Here is a 22,929-nt window from a genome sequence, read left to right on the forward strand (position 1 = left end):
ATTTATCGGCTGACACAGGCACGGTCATTATTAACCAGCCAGCAACAATTGGCCTCCCAACAACGCCATGCCCGTGAAAAACCCACGTTTGAACCACAGCGCACTGATGCGTCGGCGAACCACTTGGCCCAGCCACATCCCCAGCAATGCCGGCACCAGCGCCAACACTGACGCACCGATTTCACCACCGCCCAGCGCTCCGCGCCAGGCCAGCCCGGCGGCCAGCGCCAGTGTCGACACCGTGAACGACAGCCCCAGCGCCTGCACCAACTGATCACGACTCAAGCCCAGCGCTTGCAGATACGGCACCGCAGGGATCACGAAAACACCGGTGGCCGAGGTGATGATGCCGGTGATCAGCCCACACAAGGGCCCCAGCCAGCGCTCGGTCCGGGGCGCGACCTTGAAGGTCGGCAGGAACAAGCCGCTCAACGCATATACCAGCAACGCCGCACCCAACGCGCGGACCACCCACGGCCCACCGTCCATGCCCAGCCACACGGAGCCTAGCCCGGTGCCGCAGAAAATAAGCAACAGCATCGGCCACAGGCGTTTGAGCAAGGCACTCAAATGACCGCCAAACGTCAGCTGCCAGAGATTGGTGATAGTCGAAGGAATGATCAGCAACGCCGCAGCCTGCGCCGGTAACATAGCCAGGCCGAGCATGCCCATGGCTACAGTGGGCAGGCCAAGGCCGATGATGCCTTTGACCGTACCGGCCAGCAGGAAGGTAGTGATGACCAACGCTGTCAGGGCTGGACCGAGGTTTTGGTAGAACGCTAGGAAGGTATTCATGCACCGATTGTGCAGGGCTGGAGAGAGGCTGAAAATTCGCCATATACTGAGGCAGCCTCTTGTTTTTTGTGAGGCTGATGCCGTCATCGCAGGCAAGCCAGCTCCCACATTTTGAACTGTGAATACATCCAAGTGTGGGAGCTGGCTTGCCTGCGATGACGCCCGCCCAGTCACCGGAAACCTGCAGCCATGCACTTTGACCTGATCGACCTGCGCCTCTATCTGCACATCCTCGACAGCGGCAATATCACTGCCGGTGCAGCCCGTAGTCATTTATCCCTGGCGGCCGCCAGCGCACGCATCCGGGCAATGGAGTCTTCACTGGGCATCGCGTTTCTTGAGCGTGGCCGCCGTGGCGTCACCCCAACGCCGGCAGGCAAAGCCCTGGCTCGGCACGCTCGCCTGCTGTTGCAACAGGCCGAACACCTGCAACAGGACCTGGCCGAATACGCCAATGGCGTCAAAGGCCAGGTACGCTTGCTGTGCAATACCACCGCCCTTAGCGAGTACCTGCCTGAATTGCTCGCACACTTTTTGCGCGAGCACCCCAACCTCGATATCGACTTGCAAGAATTGCCCAGCCTGCGCATCACCCAAGCCTTGCGCCAGGGCACCGCCGAGCTGGGGATTATTTCCGATGCCGTGGACACCCACGGCTTGCAGACCCTGGCGTTTCGCGATGATCCGCTGGTGCTGATCATGCCCCTGGACCACCCGTTGACCCGCCCGAGTTTTATCGACAGCTTGCAATACGACTACGTGGGCCTGGCGGCCAACAGCGCGCTGGCGGTTTATCTGGAAGAACAGGCACTGCACACAGGCTTTCGCTTGCAGACACGCATTCGCGCCGACGGTTTTGATGGGTTGATTCGCATGGTCGCCGGCGGCGCGGGTCTGGGCATCGTGCCGCAGGCAGCCTTGGAGCGCTGGCCGTCAGAACGCCGTTTCAAGGCCCACCCCCTGCAAGAGGAGTGGGCCTGCCGCTCGTTGCTGTTATGCGCACGCTCGTTCGAGCAACTGCCGGGTTACGCCAGGGCTTTGTTCGACGCCTTGGCCCTGCCCTTGCGGAAGAACCCGTAATACACCGCCGACAGAATCAACAGGAACGGCACGCCGAATACCAAGGTCATCTTGAACGCTTCGGTGAAATAGGTGGTGATCATTACCGCCCCCATCAGCACCAACCCCAGCAGCGTACTGTAGGGAAACAGGCGCAACTGGAACGACAACTTCGCCCCGCCATGGCGCTTGCGATAGCGGCGAAAGAACAGGTGCGTGAGGAAGATCATGAACCAGGTGAAGATCGCGCCAAACATCGAGATCGCCATCATCAGGGTGAATGAGCTTTCCGGGTACACCACATTCAAAAGAGTCGCCAGGGCAATGCCCGAGCTGGACAGCAACAGGGCGTTCAGCGGGATGCCATTCTTGCTCAAGGCGCCCATGGACTTGGGCGCAAAGCCTGCGCGAGACAGGCTGAACATCATGCGCGTGGTGATATAGAGCTGGCTGTTCATGGCCGACAGCGCCGCGATCAGGATCACGAAATTCATCACCCCGGTGGCGCCGGGAATGCCGATGGTCTGCATCACCGTGACAAACGGGCTCTGGGCCTGGCCGGCCTGGTTCCACGGCACGATGGCGAGCATCAGCGCCAGGGTCAGCAGGTAGAACACCACCAGCCGCACGATGGTAGCGCGGAAGGCTTTCTTCACCGCCTGCTCCGGGTCGGCGGCTTCACCGGCGGCCACGGCGATCATCTCGACGCTTAAGTAACTGAAGATCGACACGATCACCGCGATCCACATGCCACTCAAGCCATGGGGAAAAAAGCCCTCGTGGGCCGTGTAGTTCTGCACACCGTACTGCGGGTTGCCGGAACCGAACACCACATACACCGCCAGGATGATGAAGCCGACAATGGCGCTGATCTTGATGGTCGAGAACCAGTATTCGAAGTTGCCGAAGGTCTTCACGCTGATCGCATTGAGCACAATCAGCACACTGGAAAACGACACGATCCACACCCATTCCGGTACGTTGGCGAACCAGTACTTCATGTACATCGCCACCGCTGTGACCTCGGCCCCCACCGCCAGCACAATCGCCGCCCAATAGGCATACCGCACCAGGAACCCGGCCAGCGGGCTGATGTAGAACTCGGCATAGGCGCCAAACGAGCCAGAGGTGGAATGGGCCACGGTCATCTCCGCCAGGCAGCCCATCAGCAACAAGGTGATCAACGCGCCAATGGCGTAGCTCACCAGCACGCTGGGCCCGGCATAGCCAATGGCATAGGCGCTGCCCATGAACAGCCCGGTGCCGATGGCGCCACCGATAGCGATCATGCTCATCTGGCCGGAAGTGAGCTGGCGCCTGAGGCCCAGTTCGCGGTGGGTGATTTCTGCAAAGCCGTTGTCTGGCGTGGTCACTGGAGTGCCCCTTTATTATTGTGATGGTTGCTGCTGGCGGTGAATCCTGTGGGAGGGGGCTTGCTCCCGATAGCAGTGTGTCAGTCACTGATATGTCAACTGACACACCGCTATCGGGAGCAAGCCCCTCCCACATTGGGTCTGTGGTGCTATTAAGTAACGCTGTTTCGGACTTTGAATTGCGGCTGGTCCCAGGTGCAGTTGTCGAGAATTTCACCGAGGATTTCCACGGCGTCCCACACCTCGGTAAAGCTTGTGTACAGCGGCGTGAAACCAAAGCGCATGATCCGCGGCTCACGGTAATCGCCGATCACGCCTCGGGCGATCAGGGCCTGGATCACCGCGTAACCTTCGGGGTGTTCGAAGCTCACATGGCTGCCGCGCCGGGCGTGCTCACGCGGTGTGATCAGTTCCAGGCCATGGGCGGCGCAGCGGCTTTCGACCAACGCGATAAACAGGTCGGTCAATGCCAGGGATTTGCTGCGCAGGCTGGTCATGTCGGTCTGGGCGAAAATGTCCAGGCCGCATTCCACCATGGCCAACGAAGTGATCGGTTGGGTACCGCACAGGTAGCGCGCGATGCCGGCGCTGGGGGCGTAGCTCGACTCCATGGCGAATTGGCGGGTATGCCCGAACCAGCCTGACAACGGCTGGCGCACCACATCCACCAACGCCGGGTTGACCCACACAAATGCCTGGGAGCCCGGGCCGCCATTGAGGTATTTGTAGGTGCAGCCAATGGCATAATCAGCGCCGGCCTGGTGCAGGTCCACAGGCACCGCGCCCGCTGAGTGCGCCAGGTCCCAAAGGCTCAGCGCGCCACACTCGTGGCTCAGCGCAGTCAGCGCCGCCATGTCGTACATGTAGCCAGTCTTGTAGTTGACGTGGGTGAGCATCACCACCGCCACGTCTGCGTCGATGGCCTGGGGCAGTTCGGCCGGGCTGTTGACCAGGCGCAGGGAATAGTCTTGTTGCAGCAGTTCGGCCAGGCCCTCGGCAATATACAAATCGGTGGGAAAGTTATTCGCTTCGCTGACGATCACCTTGCGCGCCGGGGAGCGTTGACGCTGCACACTCAACGCCGCGCTCAGCACCTTGAACAGGTTGATCGAGGTGGTATCGGTGACCACCACTTCGTCCTCACGCGCACCGATCAACGGTGCCAGGCGATTGCCCAGGCGCTGGGACAAATCCGCCCAGCCTGCGCTGTTCCAGCTGCGAATCAAGCCATTGCCCCACTCTTGGGCGATCACCTGCTGTGCCCGTTCCAGCGCTGCCACCGGGCGCGCGCCGAGGGAGTTGCCGTCGAGGTAGATCACGCCCTCGGGCAGGGCGAATTGGGCACGCAGGGGTGCCAACGGGTCCTGGGTGTCGAGGGCTTGGCAATGGCTTCGAGTGGTCATGGGTCGTCCTGGTTTTTATAAGTGAGGATGGACCAAATAATGAACGAACTTTTAGAGAATTTTCGTGCAAAGTGGTGGGCAAACGGCTATTTAAGCTGTAGGAAATTCGAATTTAATCTCAAAACACGCGGATATCTTCCAAGCATGATTCTCGACGCCACCGACCTGCGCCTCCTGCATTTTCTGCAACAGGATGGCCGTATCAGCAACCAGGAACTGGCGGAAAAAGTCGCGCTGTCACCCTCTGCCTGCCTGCGCCGTTTGCGTTTGTTGGAGAGCGAAGGAATCATCAGCGGCTATCGCGCGGTATTGAATGCCGAACAGTTGGGGATCGAGCTCGAAGCCATCGTGCACCTGTCGCTGCGCCAGGATATCGAGGACTGGCATGAGACCTTTATCAAGAAGGTGCAAGGCTGGCCAGAGGTGGCGAGCGCCTATGTGATCACCGGTGCCAGCAACTATGTGCTGCGGGTGCAGGCACGCAACCTCAAGCACTTTTCGGACTTTATCGTGAACCACCTGAACCGCACGGCGGGGGTGATGGATATTCGCTCTGAAATTGTGCTGCAGAAGATCAAGGATCGGGATGAGGTGCTGGATCTGGTCCTGCGCAAGTAACCCATCACTACAGATCAAATGTGAACTAAATGTGGGAGGGGGCTTGCTCCCGATAGCGGAGGATCAGTTAGTAAATAAGTGACTGACACACTGCTATCGGGGGCAAGCCCCCTCCCACATTCTGCCCGCGCTCAGTCCTCGAGAGCCCGTGTGCGTTGCATGCGCTTTTGCTCCACCGGCGCATCAGCCACCTGCAACTCAAAGTCAAAATCAATCTGCGCAAACCGCCCTTCCACGCCAAATTCCCGCGCCAGTTGCGGATCGTCGCTGAAGCGGATCTCGGCAATCAGTTCATCGCGGGTGGCATAGGCAAAGTCATCATGCAGGTACAGGTCATCCGAGAGGTTGATCTGGGTGGTCAGGTGCCGATGCCCGGGCGCCGAGATGAAAAAGTGGATATGCGCCGGCCGTTGCCCGTGGCGCCCCAATTGATCGAGCAACTGCTGCGTCGGCCCGGTCGGCGGGCAGCCGTAGCCCGAGGGTACGATGCTGCGAAAACGGTAGTGGCCCTGGGCATCCGTCTCGATACGTCGGCGCAGGTTGAATTCAGACTGGTTCGGGTCGAACCACGAATAAGTACCGCCCGTATTGGCCTGCCACACATCGACAATCGCCCCCGCCAATGGCCTGCCCTCGGTATCGCGCACTTGCCCGCGCATGAACAACGGCACCGCGTCGTCCTTGCCATCATCCAGCCGTGCCTCGTACTTGGACAGCGGCGCGCCGGCCACGTACAGCGGGCCTTCGATGGTGCGCGGTGTACCGCCGGACTTGCCCGCCTGCTCATCGGCGGCGTCCATCAACAGGTCCAGGTAATGCTCCAGGCCCAGGCCAGCGGCGAGCAGGCCGGCTTCCTGGTTTTTACCCAGATCATTGAGGTAGTTGACCGCCTTCCAGAACTCCTCGGGGGTCACTTCCAGGTCTTCGATGATGTTCACAGTGTCGCGCAGGATCCGGTAAATCAGCGCCTTGGCGCGCGGGTTGCCCGCGTCATTGAGGTTGCCGCTGGCTTCTTCGAGAAAGCGTTGGGCGTGGGCAGTCTGGGACAGGCGGATGGACATGGTGCACTCCTCATCTTGTAATTATCAGGTTGAAACCGGCTTAGCGGTCGTCCGCATGGATGGACGACGGGTGCCGGCACAGCGCATTCACTTCGATAGCCATGTAAGGAAACAACGGCAGTTGCATCAGCAGGTCATGCAGGTCCTGCACGCTGTCGACATCGAACACGCTGTAGTTGGCGTAGTGCCCGGCGATGCGCCACAGGTGGCGCCACTTGCCCTCTTGTTGCAGGCGTTGCGCCAGGGTTTTCTCTTCGGCCTTGAGGCTGTCGGCACGCTCGGGATGCATGTCGAGGGGCAGGTTCACAGTCATTTTTACGTGGAACAACATGGCAGGCGCCTCTTAGTATTTGTCACGGCTAAAGAACGCCAGACGCTCTTCATCGAGCGCCAGGCCCAGGCCCGGTGCAGTGGAAACATGCAGCTGGAAATCGCGGTACACCGGTGGCTCGGCAAGGATGTCTTCGGTGAGCAACAACGGGCCGAACAGCTCGGTGCCCCACGCCAGTGTGCTCAGCGTAAGGAAGGCATGGGCCGACGCCAGGGTGCCGATACCGCCTTCGAGCATGGTGCCGCCGTACAGGCCGATGCCTGCCGCCTCGCCGATCGCCGCCGTACGCAGCACGGCGCGGGGGCCGCCGTTCTTGGCAATCTTGAGGGCAAACACCGAGGCCGCGCCTTCACGCGCCAGGTTGAACGCATCTTCGACACACTCGATAGACTCATCGGCCATGATCGGCACCGGGCTCGACAGGTTGAGCCGGGCCATACCGCCACGGTTGTTGCGTGAGATGGGTTGCTCGATAAGGTCGATACCGTTGTCGCCGAGCACCTTGCACGCCCGCAGCGCCACGGCCTCATCCCAGGCCTGGTTGACGTCGACACGCACACTGGCGCGCTCGCCCAGAGCTTTTTTGATCGCGATCACATGGGCCAGGTCGCGGCTGACTTCACCGGCGCCGATCTTCAATTTGAAGATGCGGTGACGGCGCAGATCGAGCATTTTCTCGGCCTCGCTGATGTCCTGTTCGGTATTGCCGCTGGCCAGGGTCCAGGCCACCGGCAACGCGTCACGCACACGCCCGCCCAGCAGTTCGCTGACCGGCAGCCCCAGGCGTTTGCCGAGGGCGTCGAGCAAGGCGCTTTCGATGCCGGACTTGGCAAAGGTGTTGCCGCGAATACTGCGCTCCAGGCGCAACATGGCGGCGTTGATGTTGCTCGCGTCCTGGCCGATCAACAGCGGCGCGAAATGGCGGTCGATGTTGACCTTGATGCTGTCGGGGCTTTCATTGCCATAGCTGAGGCCACCGATGGTGGTAGCTTCGCCGATGCCTTCAATGCCGTCGGTGCACCGCAGACGGATAATCACCAGGGTCTGGTTTTGCATGGTGTGCATCGCCAGCTTGTGCGGGCGAATGGTGGGGAGATCGACGATGAGGGTGTCGATCGACTCGATGGTGCAAATCGGCATGGCAATACCCGTTGGGTTCTTTATAGATTTGCGTCGATTCTGTTCCGCATTTTTTCGGGCTTCCAATATAGAATTGGTCTTGTGCGATACCCTCAAGGTATGAAAGGAGTCGATATGGAACTGCGTCACTTGCGCTATTTCCAGGTGCTGGGCGAGACCCTCAATTTCACCCGGGCTGCCGAACGCCTGCACATCGCCCAGCCGCCCTTGAGCCGGCAAATCCAGCAGCTGGAGGATGAACTGGGGGTGCTGCTGCTGGAGCGTAGCCGACCGTTGCGCCTGACCGAAGCCGGGCGGTTTTTCTATGAACACGCCAATGTGCTGCTCGAACAGCTGGGCACGGTTTGCGACAACACACGGCGCATTGGCCTGGGCGAAAAGACGTGGCTGGGCATCGGCTTTGCACCCTCGACCTTGTACGGCGTGCTGCCGGAACTGATTCGCAGGCTGCGCAATCACGAGGCCCTGGAGCTGGAGTTGGGCTTGTCGGAGATGACTACGCTGCAACAGGTCGAAGCGCTCAAGGCCGGGCGCATCGATGTGGGTTTCGGGCGCATTCGCATCGACGACCCGGCCATCGTCCAGCGCGTATTGGTGGAGGATCGCCTGGTGGCCGTGCTGCCCAGCGGTCACCCCTTGCTGGGTGCCCCTGCCACCCTCGCCCAGTTGGCCACCGAGCCCTTTGTGCTCTACCCAGGCAACCCGCGCCCCAGTTATGCCGACCATGTGATCGCGCTGTTCGACGCCCACGGTTTGAGCCTGAAGGTGGCGCAGTGGACCAACGAGTTGCAGACCGCCATCGGCCTGGTAGGCGCCGGTATGGGTGTAACGCTGGTACCGGCGTCGGTGCAGGTGCTGCATCGGGCGGATATTGGCTATACGCCGGTGGTGGAGGCGACTGCGACCTCGCCGATCATTCTGAGCCGACGGGTGAATGACCAGTCGCCGGGGCTGACTCATTGCCTGCAACTGGTGGAAGAGTTGATCTGAGATTCCATATTTACTGAAAATCCAATGTGGGAGGGGGCTTGCTCCCGATAGCTGTGGTTCAGTCAACTTTTCCAGTGCCTGACACACCGCTATCGGGAACAAGCCCCCTCCCACATTTTGATCTTCATCAGGTTCAAGTAATGCGCAGGCGCTTGCGTTGCAATGTCTGACTGGGCGACTCATCGAACAGCTTGCGGTACTCCGCCGAAAACCTGCCCAAGTGGGTAAACCCCCAACCCAACGCAATTTCAGAGATGGTACGCACCGAGCCCTGTTCAAGAATCTCCTGACGCACCGCCCCCAACCGATACTTCTTCAGATACGCCATGGGCGACAAGGCGAAGTACTTGCGAAACGCATCGAACAGCTTGAACCGCGACACCCCGGCAGCCGCTTCCAGGTCTTCCAGGTGCAGCGCTTCACGGGCGTTGTCGTGGATGTACTGGCGCGCACGAATCAGGTAGTGCGGCAGTTTTACCCCCAACACCTCGCGCAATTCTTCAGAATAGTTATTCGGCTGGGCCAGGATCAGCCCTTTGATCAGCGAGCTTTCCAGGTCCCGGGTAAATGCTGCCTGCTCGTACAACTCGCTGCTGCATTCCAGTTCGGCGATGAAGTATCGTGCCATGCGCCACCACGAAGCCGGGGCGCCGTCCACGGCATCCATCACCGATTCAAAGCGCAGCGGCGCATCAATGGGCCGTTGCAGCAAACCTTCCAGCGACTCGCTCATCGCCGCACGGGTGATCACCACCTGCAACTTGCGACAGTCACCGGAAATCGCCAGCACCTGGTGCTCGTTGGGTGAAATGATCACGCCCTGGTCGCGGTTGGAACTCAGGCGTTCACCGTTCTTGCTCAGCTCCTGTTCGCCCACCAATGGCAGGCTCAGGCTATAGCTGCTGAAATGCTCGGCGTCTTCGATGTCGATGGTCACGTCGGTGCCGTACTCAATCACACCCAGGGTGGTGGCGCGGGACTTGAACACATTGGCGCTGTGGTGAAACCGCAGGCGCTCGGGGGTGGCCGTCGCCAGGCGATGGGGCCCACAGATACCGGACATCCAGCTGCGGGCGCCTTCGAGGTCAAAGCGTTGAATATGAATATCGCGTGTCTGGCTACTCATCGGGCTGCACCCACGGCGGTTAGGCGTTTGCGCGCTCTGGCGGCGCGTCGTTGAACATCGACAGCAAGTTCCAAGCCACGTCGGCGCCGTTGCAACCACGTGGATAGCAACCGTCGACTATGTGGATAAATCCGGGTTTTCTGCGACCGTCACCTGCAATGACAGTAGCCCATTGCGTCACCGCGCCGCACCGTGTTGGGTATTTGCTGCCCAACTTTGCGGCCCATCTTCCCCCATTAAGCGGATAGCCCACCGCCCTTTTGCAGCGCCTTAATGGCTCACCCGTTTTAGCCATTATCAAAAGGTGCCTCCCATGAGTGGTGCAAGAACCGTCGAGCAGTGGAAAACCTTTATCGAAAGCTGCCTGGACTTTCGCCCGGCAGATGAAGTGTTCCGCATCGCCCGCGACATGTTCACCGAACCCGAGTTGTTCGACCTGGAGATGGAACTGATCTTCGAGAAAAACTGGATCTATGCCTGTCACGAAAGCGAACTGGCCAATAACCACGACTTCGTGACGATGCGCGCCGGGCGCCAGCCGATGATCATCACCCGCGACGGCGAAGGCCGGCTCAACGCGCTGATCAATGCCTGCCAGCATCGCGGCACCACCCTCACTCGCGTGGGCAAGGGCAACCAGTCCACCTTCACCTGCCCGTTCCACGCCTGGTGCTACAAAAGTGATGGCCGGCTGGTCAAGGTCAAGGCGCCGGGGGAATATCCGGAAGGGTTTGATAAAGCCACCCGCGGCCTGAAAAAGGCGCGCATCGAAAGCTACAAAGGCTTTGTGTTTATCAGCCTCGACGTAAACGGCACCAACAGCCTGGAAGATTTCCTCGGCGACGCCAAAGTGTTCTTCGACATGATGGTCGCGCAATCGGCGACCGGTGAACTGGAAGTACTGCCGGGCAAGTCGGCCTATACCTATGACGGCAACTGGAAGCTGCAAAACGAAAACGGGCTGGACGGTTATCACGTCAGCACCGTGCACTACAACTACGTGGCCACGGTGCAGCATCGCCAGCAGGTCAATACCGAGAACGGCGCAGGCGCAAGCACAACGCTGGACTACAGCAAGCTCGGCGCCGGCGACGCGAATACCGATGACGGCTGGTTCGCCTTCAATAACGGCCACAGTGTGTTGTTCAGCGACATGCCCAACCCCAGCGTGCGTTCCGGCTACGCCACCATCATGCCGCGCCTGGTGGCCGAACATGGCCAGCAAAAGGCCGAATGGATGATGCACCGCCTGCGCAACCTGAACATCTACCCCAGCCTGTTCTTTCTCGACCAGATCAGTTCGCAGCTGCGCATCATCCGCCCAGTGGCCTGGAACAAGACCGAGATAATCAGCCAATGCCTGGGGGTCAAGGGTGAATCCGACGCGGATCGCGAAAACCGCATTCGCCAGTTCGAAGATTTCTTCAACGTCTCGGGCATGGGCACGCCGGACGACCTGGTGGAGTTTCGCGAAGCCCAGCGCGGTTTCCAGGGCCGCCTGGAACGCTGGAGCGATATATCACGGGGCAGCCACCGCTGGGAGACCGGACCCACTCCCAACAGTGAAGCCATCGGCATTCAACCGGCCATGACCGGCACTGAATTCACCCACGAAGGCTTGTACGTCAACCAGCACCGCAATTGGCAACAGTTTCTGCTCAAGGGTTTGGACCAGCGGGCCCTGAGCCTGCGGGAGGTGAAGTGATGAATGCGCAGTTGCAGTACCGGGTCGAGCAGTTTTTTTACCGTAAATCCGAACTGTGCGACGCCCAGGACTGGGACGCCTACGTGCAGTTGTTCGACCCCCAGAGCGAATTCCATTTGCCGCAATGGGACTCGGAACACGTCTACACCAAAGACCCAAAACGTGAGATGTCGTTGATCTACTACGCCAACCGTTCGGGGCTGGAAGACCGCGTGTTCCGCCTTCGCACCGGCAAGGCTGCCTCGGCGACGCCAATGCCGCGCACTCTGCACCTGATCAATAACCTGCGCATTTCAGAGCAGGCTGACGGCACGTTGGAGGTGCGCTTGAACTGGCACACGTTGTTCTATCGCCTGGCCACGTCCGAGCAGTTCTACGGGCATGCCACGTACCACCTGAAGCCTGCGGGCGACAGCTGGCTGATCATGCGCAAGCACGCCTTGCTGCTCAACGACACCATCAACTCGGTGCTGGATTTCTATCACCTATAGGCACCGGGAGTTTTTCCAATGAATCACAAAGTGGCCTTCAGCTTTGCCGATGGCAAGACCTTGTTCTTCCCGGTGGGCGCCAATGAAATCCTGTTGGATGCAGCCCTGCGCAACGGTATCAAGATCCCGCTCGATTGCCGCGAAGGCGTGTGCGGCACTTGCCAGGGGCGTTGCGAATCCGGCGAGTACACCCAGGACTATGTCGACGAAGAAGCGCTCTCGAGCCTCGACCTGCAGCAACGCAAGATGCTCAGTTGCCAGACTCGGGTGCAGTCCGACGCCACCTTCTACTTCGACTTCGATTCAAGCCTGTGCAATGCATCCGGGCCAGTGCAGGTACGCGGTACGGTGAGCGACGTGCAGCAGGTCTCCACCAGTACGGCGATCTTGCAGGTGCAACTGGACCAGCCACTGGATTTCCTGCCTGGCCAGTACGCTCGTGTCGCGGTGCCCGGCACCGACAGTTGGCGCTCCTACTCCTTCGCCAATCGGCCGGGTAACCAACTGCAGTTCCTGGTGCGCCTGCTGCCGGATGGGGTGATGAGCAACTACCTGCGCGAACGCTGCCAGGCGGGCGACGCGATGCTGCTGGAGGCGCCATTGGGGGCGTTCTACCTCCGGCATGTCACCCGGCCGCTGGTGCTGGTGGCGGGCGGTACCGGGTTGTCGGCGTTGCTGGGTATGCTCGATGAACTGGCGGCCAACGGCTGCTCGCAACCGGTGCACCTCTACTACGGCGTGCGCAGTGCCGAGGATTTATGCGAAGCGGCGCGTATCCAGGACTACGCGAGGACAATCCCGGGCTTTCGCTACACCGAAGTACTCAGCGATGCTTCATCCGAATGGCCCGGCAAGCGCGGCTACCTCACCGAACATTTTGACCTGGCCGAATTGCGGGACAGATCGGCGGATATGTACGTGTGCGGCCCCCCTCCAATGGTCGAATCCATTCAACAATGGCTGGTGGATCAGGCACTTGATGGCGTTCAGCTGTATTACGAAAAGTTTACGCAGAGTAATATCTGACCCTCAGCAGTTCTGAGGGGCCGATGCGGCGTGCAATCACCCTTGAGAAAAACAAGTAGAAGGGAATGTTAATGGCGGATGACATGGTTAACCCGGTGGGCCTCAAGCGTGGCCTGAAGAACCGGCACATTCAGCTGATCGCCTTGGGAGGCGCGATTGGTACAGGCTTGTTCCTCGGCTCGGCCGGGGTACTCAAGTCGGCGGGGCCGTCGATGATCCTGGGCTATGCGGTGGCCGGCTTTATCGCGTTCCTGATCATGCGCCAGCTCGGCGAGATGATCGTCGAAGAGCCGGTGGCCGGCTCCTTCAGCCACTTTGCGCACAAATACTGGGGCGGCTACGCGGGTTTTCTGGCCGGCTGGAACTACTGGGTGCTCTACGTGCTGGTGGGCATGGCCGAGTTGACGGCGGTAGGCAAGTACATCCAGTTCTGGTGGCCGGAGATTCCAACCTGGGTCAGCGCGCTGGTGTTCTTTGTTGCGGTGAACCTGATCAACACCCTGAACGTGAAGTTCTTCGGTGAAGCCGAGTTCTGGTTTGCGATCATCAAGGTGGTGGCGATTGTCGGCATGATCGTGCTCGGCTGCTACCTGCTGTTCAGCGGCACTGGCGGCCCGCAAGCGTCGGTCAGCAACCTGTGGAGCCACGGCGGTTTCTTCCCCAACGGCGGCATGGGGCTGCTGATGTCCATGGCCTTCATCATGTTCTCGTTCGGCGGCCTGGAACTGGTCGGCATCACCGCCGCCGAAGCCAGCGAACCGCGCAAGGTCATCCCCAAAGCGATCAATCAGGTGGTGTACCGCATCCTGATTTTCTACGTCGGCGCGCTGACCGTGCTGTTGTCGCTGTACCCGTGGGATCAATTGCTGCAAACCCTCGGCGCGTCGGGCGATGCCTACAGCGGCAGCCCGTTTGTGCAGATCTTCTCGTTGATCGGCAACGACACCGCCGCCCACATCCTCAACTTCGTGGTGCTGACCGCGGCGTTGTCGGTGTACAACAGCGGCGTGTACTGCAACAGCCGCATGTTGTTCGGCCTGGCCGAGCAGGGTGACGCGCCCAAGGCGCTGATGAAGCTCAACAAACAAGGCGTGCCGCTGCGGGCCCTGGCGATTTCGGCGTTGGTGACGATGCTGTGCGTGGTGGTCAACTACGTCGCGCCGCACAGTGCGCTGGAGTTGCTGTTCGCGCTGGTGGTTGCTTCGTTGATGATCAACTGGGCGCTGATCAGCCTGACCCATATCAAGTTCCGCAAGGCCATGGGCGAGCAAGGCGTGACACCGTCGTTCAAGACCTTCTGGTTCCCGTTCAGCAACTACCTGTGCCTGGCGTTCATGGTGATGATCATTGGCGTGATGCTGGCGATTCCGGGGATTCGCGAGTCGGTGTATGCGATGCCGGTGTGGGTGGGAATTATCTACATCGCCTATCGGTTTCGGATCAGAAACGGGAAAGTTGCAGTAACCCAGTAACCTCTGTGGGAGGGGGCTTGCTCCCTCCCACATTTTTAGCTGCATTCCAAATGAAAAGCCCCGGAGATCCGGGGCTTTTTTGTTTAGAGCGTGGAACGTACTCGCCAGAGTTCGGGAAACAGCACCGTGTCGAGCATCTTGCGCAGGTAACCCACGCCTTCGGTGCCGCCGGTACCCGGCTGGAAGCCGATGATGCGCTCCACCGTGGTGACATGCCGGAAGCGCCATTGGCGGAACGAATCTTCCAGGTCGATAAACTTCTCGGCCAACTGATACAGGTCCCAGTACCGATTCGGGTCGCGATACACCTCGCGCCACGCCGCCTCCACGGAGTCGTCATGCACTGTGGCCGCCGTCGGGTCGCGTTCGGCGCGCTGCGGGTCAATCGCCAGTCCGGCCTTGACCATCAGGTTGACCGCTTCGTCATACAGCGACGGCGTGGCAATTGCCACCTGCAATTGCTGCAGCAAATCCGGGCGATGAGCATGGGGCCGCAGCAGCGCCCGGCTTTTGTTGCCCAGGATGAATTCGATCTCACGGTACTGGAACGACTGAAACCCCGACGACTGCCCCAGGAACGGGCGAATCGCCTTGTACTCCGACGGCGTCATGGTCGCCAGCACGGCCCAGGCGTGTACCAGTTGATCGAAGATCCGCGACACCCGCGCCAGCATCTTGAACGCTGGTGGCAGCTCACCCAGGCGCACATGTTCGCGGGCAGCCTTGAGTTCGTGAAGCATCAGCTTCATCCACAGCTCCGAGGTCTGGTGCTGGATGATGAAGAGCATTTCGTTGTGGTCTGGAGAAAGCGGGTGCTGGGCGCTGAGGACTTTGCCCAGGTCCAGGTAATCGCCATAGCTCATGGACTCGGAAAAATTCAGTTCGGCGTTATGCCATTCTTCCGGCGGTTGGTAATCAGCTGAGAAAGGACATTGGCTCATCGCGTGGGCTCCTTGAGCGGGCGGAGAATGGCGCGGACCGGGCTGGCATCGAGATGGGCAAAACGTAGCGGCAGCGCGATCAGTTCATAGTCGCCCTCCGGCACTTCATCGAGCACGATGCCTTCGAGGATCGCCATGCCATGGCGCGCCACGGCGTTGTGGGAATCCATGGTCTTGGATTGTTGCGGGTCCAGGGACGGCGTATCGATACCGATCAGGCGCACACCCAGGCCGGCGAGCAGCTCAATGGTTTGCGGGGCGATGGCAGTGAAATTCGAATCCCATTCAGTCAATGGCGCTTGTGGATAAGTACGCAAGAGCACGCGCTCCGGCAGGTTATCCACACGCCCTTGCAACTGATGCGGCTGCACCAACGCGCCGCTGCCCAGGCAATGCAATACCCGGCACGGGCCCATGTACACATCCAGCGAAACCTCGCCAATCGGCGCGCCATCGGCGCTGTAATGCAGCGGTGCATCCACATGGGCACCGGTGTGCGGCGACAGGGTTACGCGGCCCACATTTACCGGACACTCCGGGCCGAACTGCCACACGCGCTCTTCCTGGAACGGCGTATCGCCCGGCCAGGTCGGGGTCGCCGTGCTCAAGGGCGGGCTGATATCCCACCACGTTTTTATTGGGTTCATTGCAAGGCTCTCACTGGGTACTGGGGTGAATGATACGAGGGCCAGCTCTGAATTTTCTTGCGAATTCTGGCGCAACACGGGAAATCTTTCGCAGTTACTGCGATAAAAGGACAAATTACCGAACAATTACACAGATCCAATGTGGGAGGGGGCTTGCTCCCGATAGCGGTGTGTCAGTAGCCATAGCAGTGACTGACACACTGCTATCGGGAGCAAGCCCCCTCCCACATTAACTGCGCTTCTGGGCATACCGATGTCGAGTCCAGACCACCAGCCCTGGCCGCGACGCTATAGGGTTCGACTCTTGTTCCCTTACCTCGGAGTCATCATGTCCAAGCCCATCACCGTACTGCGCGACACCCACCCACTGCCGGTCCTGGATGCCTGCAAATGGGAAAAGCTTGAAGGCGACCCGCACACCGTCAACCTCAACGCCTATACCAGCGAAGACGGCAGCAAGATCATGGGCACCTGGATCTGCACGCCGGGCAAGTGGTACGTGGAGTACGTGAAGTGGGAATACTGCCATTTCCAGGAAGGCTACTGCGTGATCACACCTGAAGGCATGGCGCCGATCCATTTGCGCGCTGGGGATATCTTCGTGGTGGAGCCAGGCATGAAAGGTACCTGGGAAGTAGTGGAGACCGTGCGCAAGTACTTCGTTTTTGCTTGATCAGCAAGAACCTGTGGCGAGGGAGCTTGCTCCCGCTGGGGCGCGTAGCGGCCCCAAAAGATGGAACTGCTGCGCAGTCCAGCGGGAGCAAGCTCCCTCGCCACAGTTTATTTGAGCTTGCGATAACTGTTGATGATCGCCGAGAAGTCCTTGCCCCCTTCCCCACGCTGGCTCATCGACTGATACAACTGCTGGGCCACCGCGCCAAGAATCACCGGTTGGTGTACCTGCCGTGCGGCCTCAGTAGCCAGGCCCAAGTCCTTGAGCATCAGGTCGGCGCCGAAGCCACCGGTATAGCCACGCGATGACGGAGCAGTTTCAATCACACCCGGCCACGGGTTGTAGGTATCGGAACTCCAGCAGCGCCCGGTGGAGCTGTTGATGATGCCGGCCAGCACTTGCGTATCAATGCCGAGCGCATCGCCCAGGGCCATGGCCTCACTGACGCCGACCATGCTGATACCCAGCAGCAGGTTGTTACAGATCTTGGCGATTTGCCCGGTGCCGACATCGCCGCAGTGCACGATGTTGCGGCCCATCTGCGCCAGCACCGGTTGCAGGGTAGCGAATAATTCCGGGTTGGCGCCGACCATAAAGGTCAGCGTCCCGGCCTGGGCACCGCCGGTGCCACCGGAGACCGGTGCATCGGCCACTGCCACGCCTTGTTTCGCTGCCGCTGCAGCTACATCACGGATGGTTTGCGGATCGATGGTGCTGCAATCCACCGCTGGGACGCCTTTGCCGATGCCCGCGAGCACACCGTCGTCATTGAGCCATACGCTGCGCACGTGAGCAGCGGCCGGCAGCATGGTAATCACCAGTTCTGCGCCCTGGGCCGCATCACGCGGTGAGCTGCTGATGGTGCCGCCCAGTTCGGCGAGTTCCTTGAGTACCGCCTGGTTCAGGTCGAATAGATTAAGCGCGTGCCCAGCCTTGATCAGGTTGCGGGCCATGGGCGCGCCCATGTTGCCCAGGCCGATAAATGCAATCTTCATGGTCGTCTCCCAGGTTCAGCGCAGGTTGATGGTGGTGTTGACGCCATCGTTGACCGTGTCGTCATCGAACCAGCGGCTGGTGACGGTTTTGGTCTGGGTGTAGAACTGCACCACTTGCTTGCCGTACGGGCCCAGGTCGCCGAGCTTGGAACCGCGCGAGCCGGTGAAGCTGAAGAACGGCACTGGCACCGGAATCGGAATGTTGATGCCGACCTGGCCCACATCGATTTCGCTCTGGAATTTACGCGCCGCCGCACCACTTTGGGTGAACAGGCCCGTGCCATTGCCGAACGGGTTGGCGTTAACCAGGGCGATGGCTTGGTCGAGGGTGTCGACTTCCAGCACTACCAGCACCGGGCCGAAGATTTCCTCGGTGTAGATGCGCATGTCGGTGGTCACGCCCGAGAACAGAGTCGGGCCGACAAAGTTACCTTGTTCGAAGCCTGGCACCTTGATATCGCGGCCATCCAGCTCCAGCTTGGCGCCTTCTTTCACGCCGCTTTCGATCAGTTCAAGGATGCGTGCCTTGGCGCGCTTGGAGATCACCGGGCCGACATCCGTGCCGGCTTCGCTGCCAGCATTGACCTTGAGCTTTTGTGCCAGAGCCTTGAGATCCGGCAGCCACTGCTTGGACGCGCCCACCAGCACCACCACCGAGGTGGCCATGCAACGCTGGCCCGCCGCGCCGAAACCGGCGCCGACCAGGGCATTGAGGGTGTGTTCACGGTTGGCATCCGGCAGCACCACGGCGTGGTTCTTGGCGCCCATCATCGACTGCACGCGCTTGCCGTGTTTGCCGGCCAGGTCGTAGACATGGGTGCCGACGGCGGTGGAACCGACGAAGGACACGGCCTTGATATCTTTGTGAGTACAGAGCGCATCCACCACGTCCTTACCGCCATGCACCACGTTGAGCACACCGGCCGGCACACCGGCTTCCAGCGCCAGCTCCACCAGCAGCATGGTCGACAACGGGTCTTGCTCGGAAGGCTTGAGGACGAAGGTGTTACCGCAGGCAATCGCCATCGGGAACATCCACAGCGGAATCATCGCCGGGAAGTTGAACGGAGTGATGCCGGCGCACACGCCGATAGGTTGGCGCAGGGTGTAGGTGTCCACGCCACCGGCCACGTTTTCGGCGAATTCGCCCATTTGCAGGGTGCCGATGGAACAGGCGTGTTCGACCACTTCCAGACCACGGAAAATATCGCCCTCGGCATCGGCAATGGTCTTGCCCTGCTCGGCGCTGAGGACCACGGCGATACGCTTGGAGTGTTCACGGATCAGGGCTTGCAGCTTGAGCATGATGCGCATCCGCGCACCGATCGGCGTCAGCTTCCAGGTCTGAAAGGCGCGATGGGCGGCGTCGATGGCAGCGTTGACTTCATCGGCAGTGGCAAACGGGACTTTGGCCAGCACTTGTTGGGTGGCCGGGTTGACGATGTCTTGCCACTCGGTGGTCTTGGATTCGACCCACTCGCCGTTGATCAGCAACTTGACCTGTTGCACGGAAATATCGGCAGATGCGTTCATGTGGTCTCCAGAATCTTGTAGTTATGCAGAGAACCAAGGCGTTGAATCGCCTTGAAGAATGAGGCGTTCGGACTGTTTTTGGAGTATAGATGTGCAAACTTCTAATAAGAACGCACATAAAATCCGGTCCAATATGCAAAAAAACATCACCTCTCTAGGCGCCCTGAACTGGGATGACCTGAAGTTTTTCCTCGAAGTGGCGCGCACCCGCAAGGCCAGCGTGGCCGCCAAGCGCCTGGCGGTGGACTACACCACCGTGTCGCGGCGCATCAGTTCACTGGAAGTGTCGCTCGGTACGTTGCTGTTCGAAAAATCCCGGACCAACGGCTTCGTGCTCACCACCGAGGGCCAGCGTTTGCTCGGCTACGCGGAGTCCATCGAAAGCACCCTGCACATGGCCTGCGAACAAGTCTCCGGCTCCGGCGTGGCGCTGTCCGGCCATGTGCGCATGGGCTGCACCGAAGGGTTCGGTAGCTTCTTCGTCACCCCGCAGTTGAGCCATTTCGTCGACACTTATCCCGCGATCTCGGTAGACATCCTGCCCCTGCCCCACTTCATCAGCCTGTCCAAGCGCGAAGCCGACATCGTCATCGCCCTGGAGCGCCCGGAACACGGGCCGTATGTGTGCTGCAAACTGTGCGACTACAAACTGCAGCTGTACGCCACCCAGGACTACCTCGACCAACACCCGCCAATCCGCAAACCTGCGGATTTGGCCGAGCATCCGTTTATCAGCTACGTGGATGACCTGGCCTTCAGCTCGGAGCTGCTGTACCTGGCCAACGTGGTGCCCGGCGCCAGCGCCAGCCTGCGCAGTACCAGCGTGATCGCGCAGTACGTGGCGGCGCAGCAGGGCCGGTCGATGGCGATATTGCCGTGTTTTCTGGCGGCGCAGGATCCGCGCTTGTTGCCGGTGCTGGGAGAGCAGATTGCGATTACGCGGCAGTTCTGGATGTATTGCCGGGAGGATTTGAGGAAGTTGAAACGGATTACGTTGTTGTGGGATTACATCAGGGAGGTGACTGAGCAGAATCAAGGGTTGTTGATGGGGCAGACGCGGGAGATGCGGTTTGCAGGCTGAATGTGGGAGCTGGCTTGCCTGCGATAGCGGTGTATCAGCAAAAGCTATATCTACCGATCAACCGCCATCGCAGGCAAGCCAGCTCCCACATATTGAATGCATTTCAGCTGGGGGAAGGTGAACCCGCTTAGTCTGCGATCACAACAATCGACACCCGGCGATTCTCGGTGCGGCCTGCTGTGGTCGTATTCGGCGCCACCGGCTCGCTGCTGCCCAAACCGCGCAGTTGGATGTTTTCTTCTTTCATACCCACGCGGGTCAGCACCTTGCCCACGCTCTTGGCGCGGCGCAGGGACAGCGCCACGTTGTAGGGTTCTTTGCCCGAGGCGTCGGTGTGGCCGTCGACACGTACGCGCTCGATGCCCGCGCCTACCAGGGCCTGGCCGATGCGTTCGACGATGTCGGTGCTGGGTTTATTGAGGGTTTCGATGTCGCTGCCAAACAGGACCTTGCCGGACAGGCCGAAGGCCCAGCCCTCGTCGGTCAGCTCGAAGCCTTGCTGCTTGAGTACGGCGACTTGCGCCGGGGTGAGCCCCTTGGGCGGGGGCGTCTGGCAGCCGCTGAGGGCCAGGAAGGCAACGAGTAAGGAAATAAATAAAACGCGTGTGTTAGCGAACAAGGGAATCAACTCCTGTGTTGAACGTTGACGACGGGATGCTCCGACTCCGCCGTTTGCTGGCCGCCTGAAGACAGGCGTTTGGCCTGGTACATCGCCGCATCGGCGGCGTTGAGCAAGGTGCCGGGAGTGGCGCCATGATCGGGATAAATGGCAATGCCGATACTGAGGGAGGTCAACACCTGGGTACCCCCTGGCAGCGAAATCGGCACGTCCATGCTGGCAATGATTTTATCGGCGATGCGATGGGCGTCTTCGGCCTTGTGCAGCGGCGCCAGCAATACCGCAAATTCATCGCCGCCCAGGCGTGCCACCAGGTCATCCTCGCGCAGTTGCGCACGCACGCGATCGGCAACAGCCACCAACACGGCATCGCCAGCAGCGTGACCGAAGCTGTCGTTGATGTCTTTGAAGCGGTCGCTGTCGAGAAACAGCACCGCCACCCGCTCGTTGACCTTGGCGGCACTACGCAAGGCGCGAATAAGCCGGCCTTCGAAGAACGCGCGGTTGGGCAGGCCAGTGAGGCTGTCATGACTGGCCTGGTGGGCCAGGGTTTCGTTTTCGCTTTGCAGGTGGCTCTGCCAGGCCTCCATCTCGCCGAGCAGGGCGTTGAAGTCGCTGCCCAGGCTGTCGAGTTCGGCGATCTGCGCCGAGGGTACGCGGCGGTCAAAGTCTCGCTCGCTGCGCGCAGCGTGAGCGACGGCGGCCAGGCGTTGCAGTGGCACGGTGATGCCATTTAACAGACGCCGCGACAAGTGCAAGGCCACCCAGGCGCTGAGGGCGGTGCAGATCAGAATCCCGATCAGGCCGCTGAGCAAGAAGCGCAACAGGCTGCCACCGTGGCCGACCAGATGGATGCTGCCGACGGTTTGCCCTTGGCGCAGAATCGGCTGGCTGATGGGCTGTTCGAGCAGGGCGTGCGCTATTTGCAACTCGACCCGTGACAACATGCCGGTTTCCGGGCGAACCCAGCGCGCCAGCAGCTTGCCGTTGATATCGAATACTTCTGCCTGGGCCACTTCTTCGGTGGAGGCGATCAGGCTCAGGGCTTCGGTGGCCGCCGCGCTGTCGTTGAACACTACAGCCGCTTCCACGGTGTAGTTGATGGAGCGGGCGATCAGGTGCAGGTTGTGCTCGGCGTAAACCCGCAGGGCAAGTACGCCGAGCAGGGTCAGGGACACACTGGCCAGGGTGACCGCCACCAGCGCCAGAATCATATGCCCACGGGCAATCACCGAGCGCAGGGTCGGCCGCACTTTATCGCGGCTCATGAGCCAGGCGCTCGACGGCGAGACAACTGCAACACACTGGGATGGATACGCACGCCGCTGCGGGCGACTGAATCCAGGTTGACCTCGAACGACACCTGCTCATCGCTGACGCGCAGGCAGAACAGGCTGCCCACCGTGCACTGGTCGCCCCCTTCGCTAATGCTGAGTACAGGGTGGCCAATCAATGAGGTAAACAGGCGGTTGCGTTCGTCGGGGGTGATTTTGCCGATGTAGACGGCATCGCAGGCATTGACGATATCCGGATGATCGACCAGCAGGCGCCGTACCAGCACTGGACGACCGGTGGCCTGGGTGGTGCCTTTGACCAGGTCATCGGTGTACTGAGTCGGCCCCACAACACACAGCCGCAATTGCGCAGGCTCCACCGGCCATCGCGCATAACTGAGAATGCCCAGGACGACCTGGGTGACCGCCTGGGCGCGCTGCTCGGCGAGGCTCGGCGTCTGCGCCCAGACGCGCGGTGCGAGCAGGCACAGAACCGCCACCAGCAACATCCGTCTCCAGCTCAAACTGCGCTCTGTGGGCGAGACAGCCACGTTCATGCAGCACTTCTCTCAGGTA

At 60.4% G+C, this 22,929-nt stretch carries 23 protein-coding genes; 9 read left to right on the forward strand and 14 right to left on the reverse strand.

Features of this window, described 5'->3' with window-relative positions; all coding sequences use genetic code 11:
- Positions 1–30 precede the first annotated feature (30 nt).
- Positions 31–795 carry a sulfite exporter TauE/SafE family protein gene (locus E4O97_RS00600; protein ID WP_248160747.1) on the reverse strand — a complete coding sequence of 255 codons (765 nt, stop codon included), beginning with the start codon at positions 793–795 and terminating at the stop codon, positions 31–33.
- A 189-nt stretch (positions 796–984) separates the two neighbouring features.
- Between E4O97_RS00600 and E4O97_RS00605 the strand changes: the two genes are divergently transcribed.
- Positions 985–1,875: a LysR substrate-binding domain-containing protein gene (locus tag E4O97_RS00605; protein WP_248160748.1), complete on the forward strand. Its 891-nt coding sequence runs from the start codon at positions 985–987 to the stop codon at positions 1,873–1,875.
- Here the strand turns inward: E4O97_RS00605 and E4O97_RS00610 are convergent.
- Positions 1,821–3,227 carry an amino acid permease gene (locus E4O97_RS00610; protein ID WP_248136689.1) on the reverse strand — a complete coding sequence of 469 codons (1,407 nt, stop codon included), beginning with the start codon at positions 3,225–3,227 and terminating at the stop codon, positions 1,821–1,823. The two genes, E4O97_RS00605 and E4O97_RS00610, sit on opposite strands and share 55 nt — an antisense overlap.
- A 152-nt stretch (positions 3,228–3,379) precedes the next feature.
- Complete coding sequence (gene kynU, locus E4O97_RS00615; protein WP_248160749.1) at positions 3,380–4,630, reverse strand: kynureninase; 1,251 nt, start codon at positions 4,628–4,630, stop codon at positions 3,380–3,382.
- A 144-nt stretch (positions 4,631–4,774) separates the two neighbouring features.
- Here kynU and E4O97_RS00620 point away from each other — a divergent pair, with 144 nt between their 5' ends.
- Positions 4,775–5,248: an Lrp/AsnC family transcriptional regulator gene (locus E4O97_RS00620; RefSeq protein WP_032879507.1), complete on the forward strand. Its 474-nt coding sequence runs from the start codon at positions 4,775–4,777 to the stop codon at positions 5,246–5,248.
- A gap of 131 nt (positions 5,249–5,379) precedes the next feature.
- Here E4O97_RS00620 and catA read toward each other — a convergent pair whose 3' ends face one another.
- Genes catA through E4O97_RS00635 form a run of 3 tightly spaced genes read right to left on the reverse strand, consistent with a single transcriptional unit; the run spans position 5,380 to position 7,780 of the window.
- Positions 5,380–6,309: a catechol 1,2-dioxygenase gene (gene catA / locus E4O97_RS00625; protein WP_248160750.1), complete on the reverse strand. Its 930-nt coding sequence runs from the start codon at positions 6,307–6,309 to the stop codon at positions 5,380–5,382.
- Positions 6,310–6,349: 40 nt separating this feature from the next.
- Entirely contained in the window at positions 6,350–6,640 is a 291-nt protein-coding gene (catC, locus tag E4O97_RS00630; protein WP_032879502.1) for a muconolactone Delta-isomerase, read from the reverse strand.
- A 12-nt stretch (positions 6,641–6,652) separates the two neighbouring features.
- Positions 6,653–7,780 (reverse strand): muconate cycloisomerase family protein, encoded by a 1,128-nt coding sequence (locus tag E4O97_RS00635; protein WP_078822296.1) that lies wholly within the window; start codon positions 7,778–7,780, stop codon positions 6,653–6,655.
- 114 nt (positions 7,781–7,894) lie between these two features.
- Between E4O97_RS00635 and E4O97_RS00640 the strand changes: the two genes are divergently transcribed.
- A complete protein-coding gene (locus tag E4O97_RS00640) occupies positions 7,895–8,770 on the forward strand; it encodes a LysR family transcriptional regulator (protein ID WP_032879497.1) in 876 nt (291 codons plus the stop codon).
- 133 nt (positions 8,771–8,903) lie between these two features.
- Here the strand turns inward: E4O97_RS00640 and E4O97_RS00645 are convergent, their stop codons facing one another.
- Positions 8,904–9,896: an AraC family transcriptional regulator gene (locus tag E4O97_RS00645; RefSeq protein WP_248160751.1), complete on the reverse strand. Its 993-nt coding sequence runs from the start codon at positions 9,894–9,896 to the stop codon at positions 8,904–8,906.
- Between the two features lie 313 nt (positions 9,897–10,209).
- On the opposite strand from E4O97_RS00645, the gene antA reads away from it, so the two are divergent.
- The 4 genes from antA (at position 10,210) to E4O97_RS00665 (ending at position 14,590) form a co-directional block, all read left to right on the forward strand.
- Positions 10,210–11,601, forward strand: a complete 1,392-nt coding sequence (gene antA / locus E4O97_RS00650) for an anthranilate 1,2-dioxygenase large subunit (protein ID WP_248130481.1) — start codon at positions 10,210–10,212, stop codon at positions 11,599–11,601.
- The gene (gene antB, locus E4O97_RS00655; RefSeq protein ID WP_005791362.1) at positions 11,601–12,092 is read left to right on the forward strand and encodes an anthranilate 1,2-dioxygenase small subunit; all 492 of its coding nucleotides are present in this window, start codon (positions 11,601–11,603) and stop codon (positions 12,090–12,092) included. The genes antA and antB overlap by 1 nt, the downstream gene beginning before the upstream one ends.
- Positions 12,093–12,110: 18 nt before the next feature.
- Positions 12,111–13,118 (forward strand): anthranilate 1,2-dioxygenase electron transfer component AntC, encoded by a 1,008-nt coding sequence (antC, locus tag E4O97_RS00660; RefSeq protein ID WP_032879489.1) that lies wholly within the window; start codon positions 12,111–12,113, stop codon positions 13,116–13,118.
- Between the two features lie 71 nt (positions 13,119–13,189).
- The gene (locus tag E4O97_RS00665) at positions 13,190–14,590 is read left to right on the forward strand and encodes an amino acid permease (RefSeq protein ID WP_005791366.1); all 1,401 of its coding nucleotides are present in this window, start codon (positions 13,190–13,192) and stop codon (positions 14,588–14,590) included.
- Positions 14,591–14,673: 83 nt separating this feature from the next.
- On the opposite strand, the gene kynA is transcribed toward E4O97_RS00665, so the two are convergent.
- A complete protein-coding gene (kynA, locus tag E4O97_RS00670) occupies positions 14,674–15,531 on the reverse strand; it encodes a tryptophan 2,3-dioxygenase (RefSeq protein ID WP_216092100.1) in 858 nt (285 codons plus the stop codon).
- The gene (kynB, locus tag E4O97_RS00675) at positions 15,528–16,178 is read right to left on the reverse strand and encodes an arylformamidase (protein WP_005791369.1); all 651 of its coding nucleotides are present in this window, start codon (positions 16,176–16,178) and stop codon (positions 15,528–15,530) included. Before kynB ends, kynA begins: the two co-directional genes overlap by 4 nt.
- A 328-nt stretch (positions 16,179–16,506) precedes the next feature.
- On the opposite strand from kynB, the gene E4O97_RS00680 reads away from it, so the two are divergent.
- Positions 16,507–16,851 carry a cupin domain-containing protein gene (locus tag E4O97_RS00680; RefSeq protein ID WP_003194115.1) on the forward strand — a complete coding sequence of 115 codons (345 nt, stop codon included), beginning with the start codon at positions 16,507–16,509 and terminating at the stop codon, positions 16,849–16,851.
- A gap of 107 nt (positions 16,852–16,958) precedes the next feature.
- On the opposite strand, the gene mmsB is transcribed toward E4O97_RS00680, so the two are convergent.
- Both mmsB and E4O97_RS00690 read right to left on the reverse strand, forming a co-directional pair.
- A complete protein-coding gene (gene mmsB, locus E4O97_RS00685; RefSeq protein WP_078822301.1) occupies positions 16,959–17,846 on the reverse strand; it encodes a 3-hydroxyisobutyrate dehydrogenase in 888 nt (295 codons plus the stop codon).
- Between the two features lie 15 nt (positions 17,847–17,861).
- Positions 17,862–19,379, reverse strand: coding sequence for a CoA-acylating methylmalonate-semialdehyde dehydrogenase (locus E4O97_RS00690; protein ID WP_032879481.1), 1,518 nt, complete (start codon positions 19,377–19,379; stop codon positions 17,862–17,864).
- Positions 19,380–19,512: 133 nt separating this feature from the next.
- Between E4O97_RS00690 and E4O97_RS00695 the strand changes: the two genes are divergently transcribed.
- The gene (locus tag E4O97_RS00695) at positions 19,513–20,460 is read left to right on the forward strand and encodes a LysR family transcriptional regulator (protein WP_032879480.1); all 948 of its coding nucleotides are present in this window, start codon (positions 19,513–19,515) and stop codon (positions 20,458–20,460) included.
- 127 nt (positions 20,461–20,587) lie between these two features.
- Here the strand turns inward: E4O97_RS00695 and E4O97_RS00700 are convergent, their stop codons facing one another.
- The 3 genes from E4O97_RS00700 to E4O97_RS00710 are packed head-to-tail and all read right to left on the reverse strand — an operon-like array spanning position 20,588 to position 22,910.
- The gene (locus E4O97_RS00700; protein WP_032879478.1) at positions 20,588–21,079 is read right to left on the reverse strand and encodes an OmpA family protein; all 492 of its coding nucleotides are present in this window, start codon (positions 21,077–21,079) and stop codon (positions 20,588–20,590) included.
- 5 nt (positions 21,080–21,084) lie between these two features.
- Positions 21,085–22,347: a diguanylate cyclase gene (locus tag E4O97_RS00705; protein WP_032879477.1), complete on the reverse strand. Its 1,263-nt coding sequence runs from the start codon at positions 22,345–22,347 to the stop codon at positions 21,085–21,087.
- The gene (locus E4O97_RS00710; RefSeq protein WP_032879475.1) at positions 22,344–22,910 is read right to left on the reverse strand and encodes a YfiR family protein; all 567 of its coding nucleotides are present in this window, start codon (positions 22,908–22,910) and stop codon (positions 22,344–22,346) included. The genes E4O97_RS00705 and E4O97_RS00710 overlap by 4 nt, the downstream gene beginning before the upstream one ends.
- Positions 22,911–22,929 lie beyond the last annotated feature (19 nt).

This window comes from Pseudomonas sp. W15Feb34 (genome assembly GCF_023127765.1).
Taxonomy (GTDB): Bacteria; Pseudomonadota; Gammaproteobacteria; order Pseudomonadales; family Pseudomonadaceae; genus Aquipseudomonas; species Aquipseudomonas synxantha_A.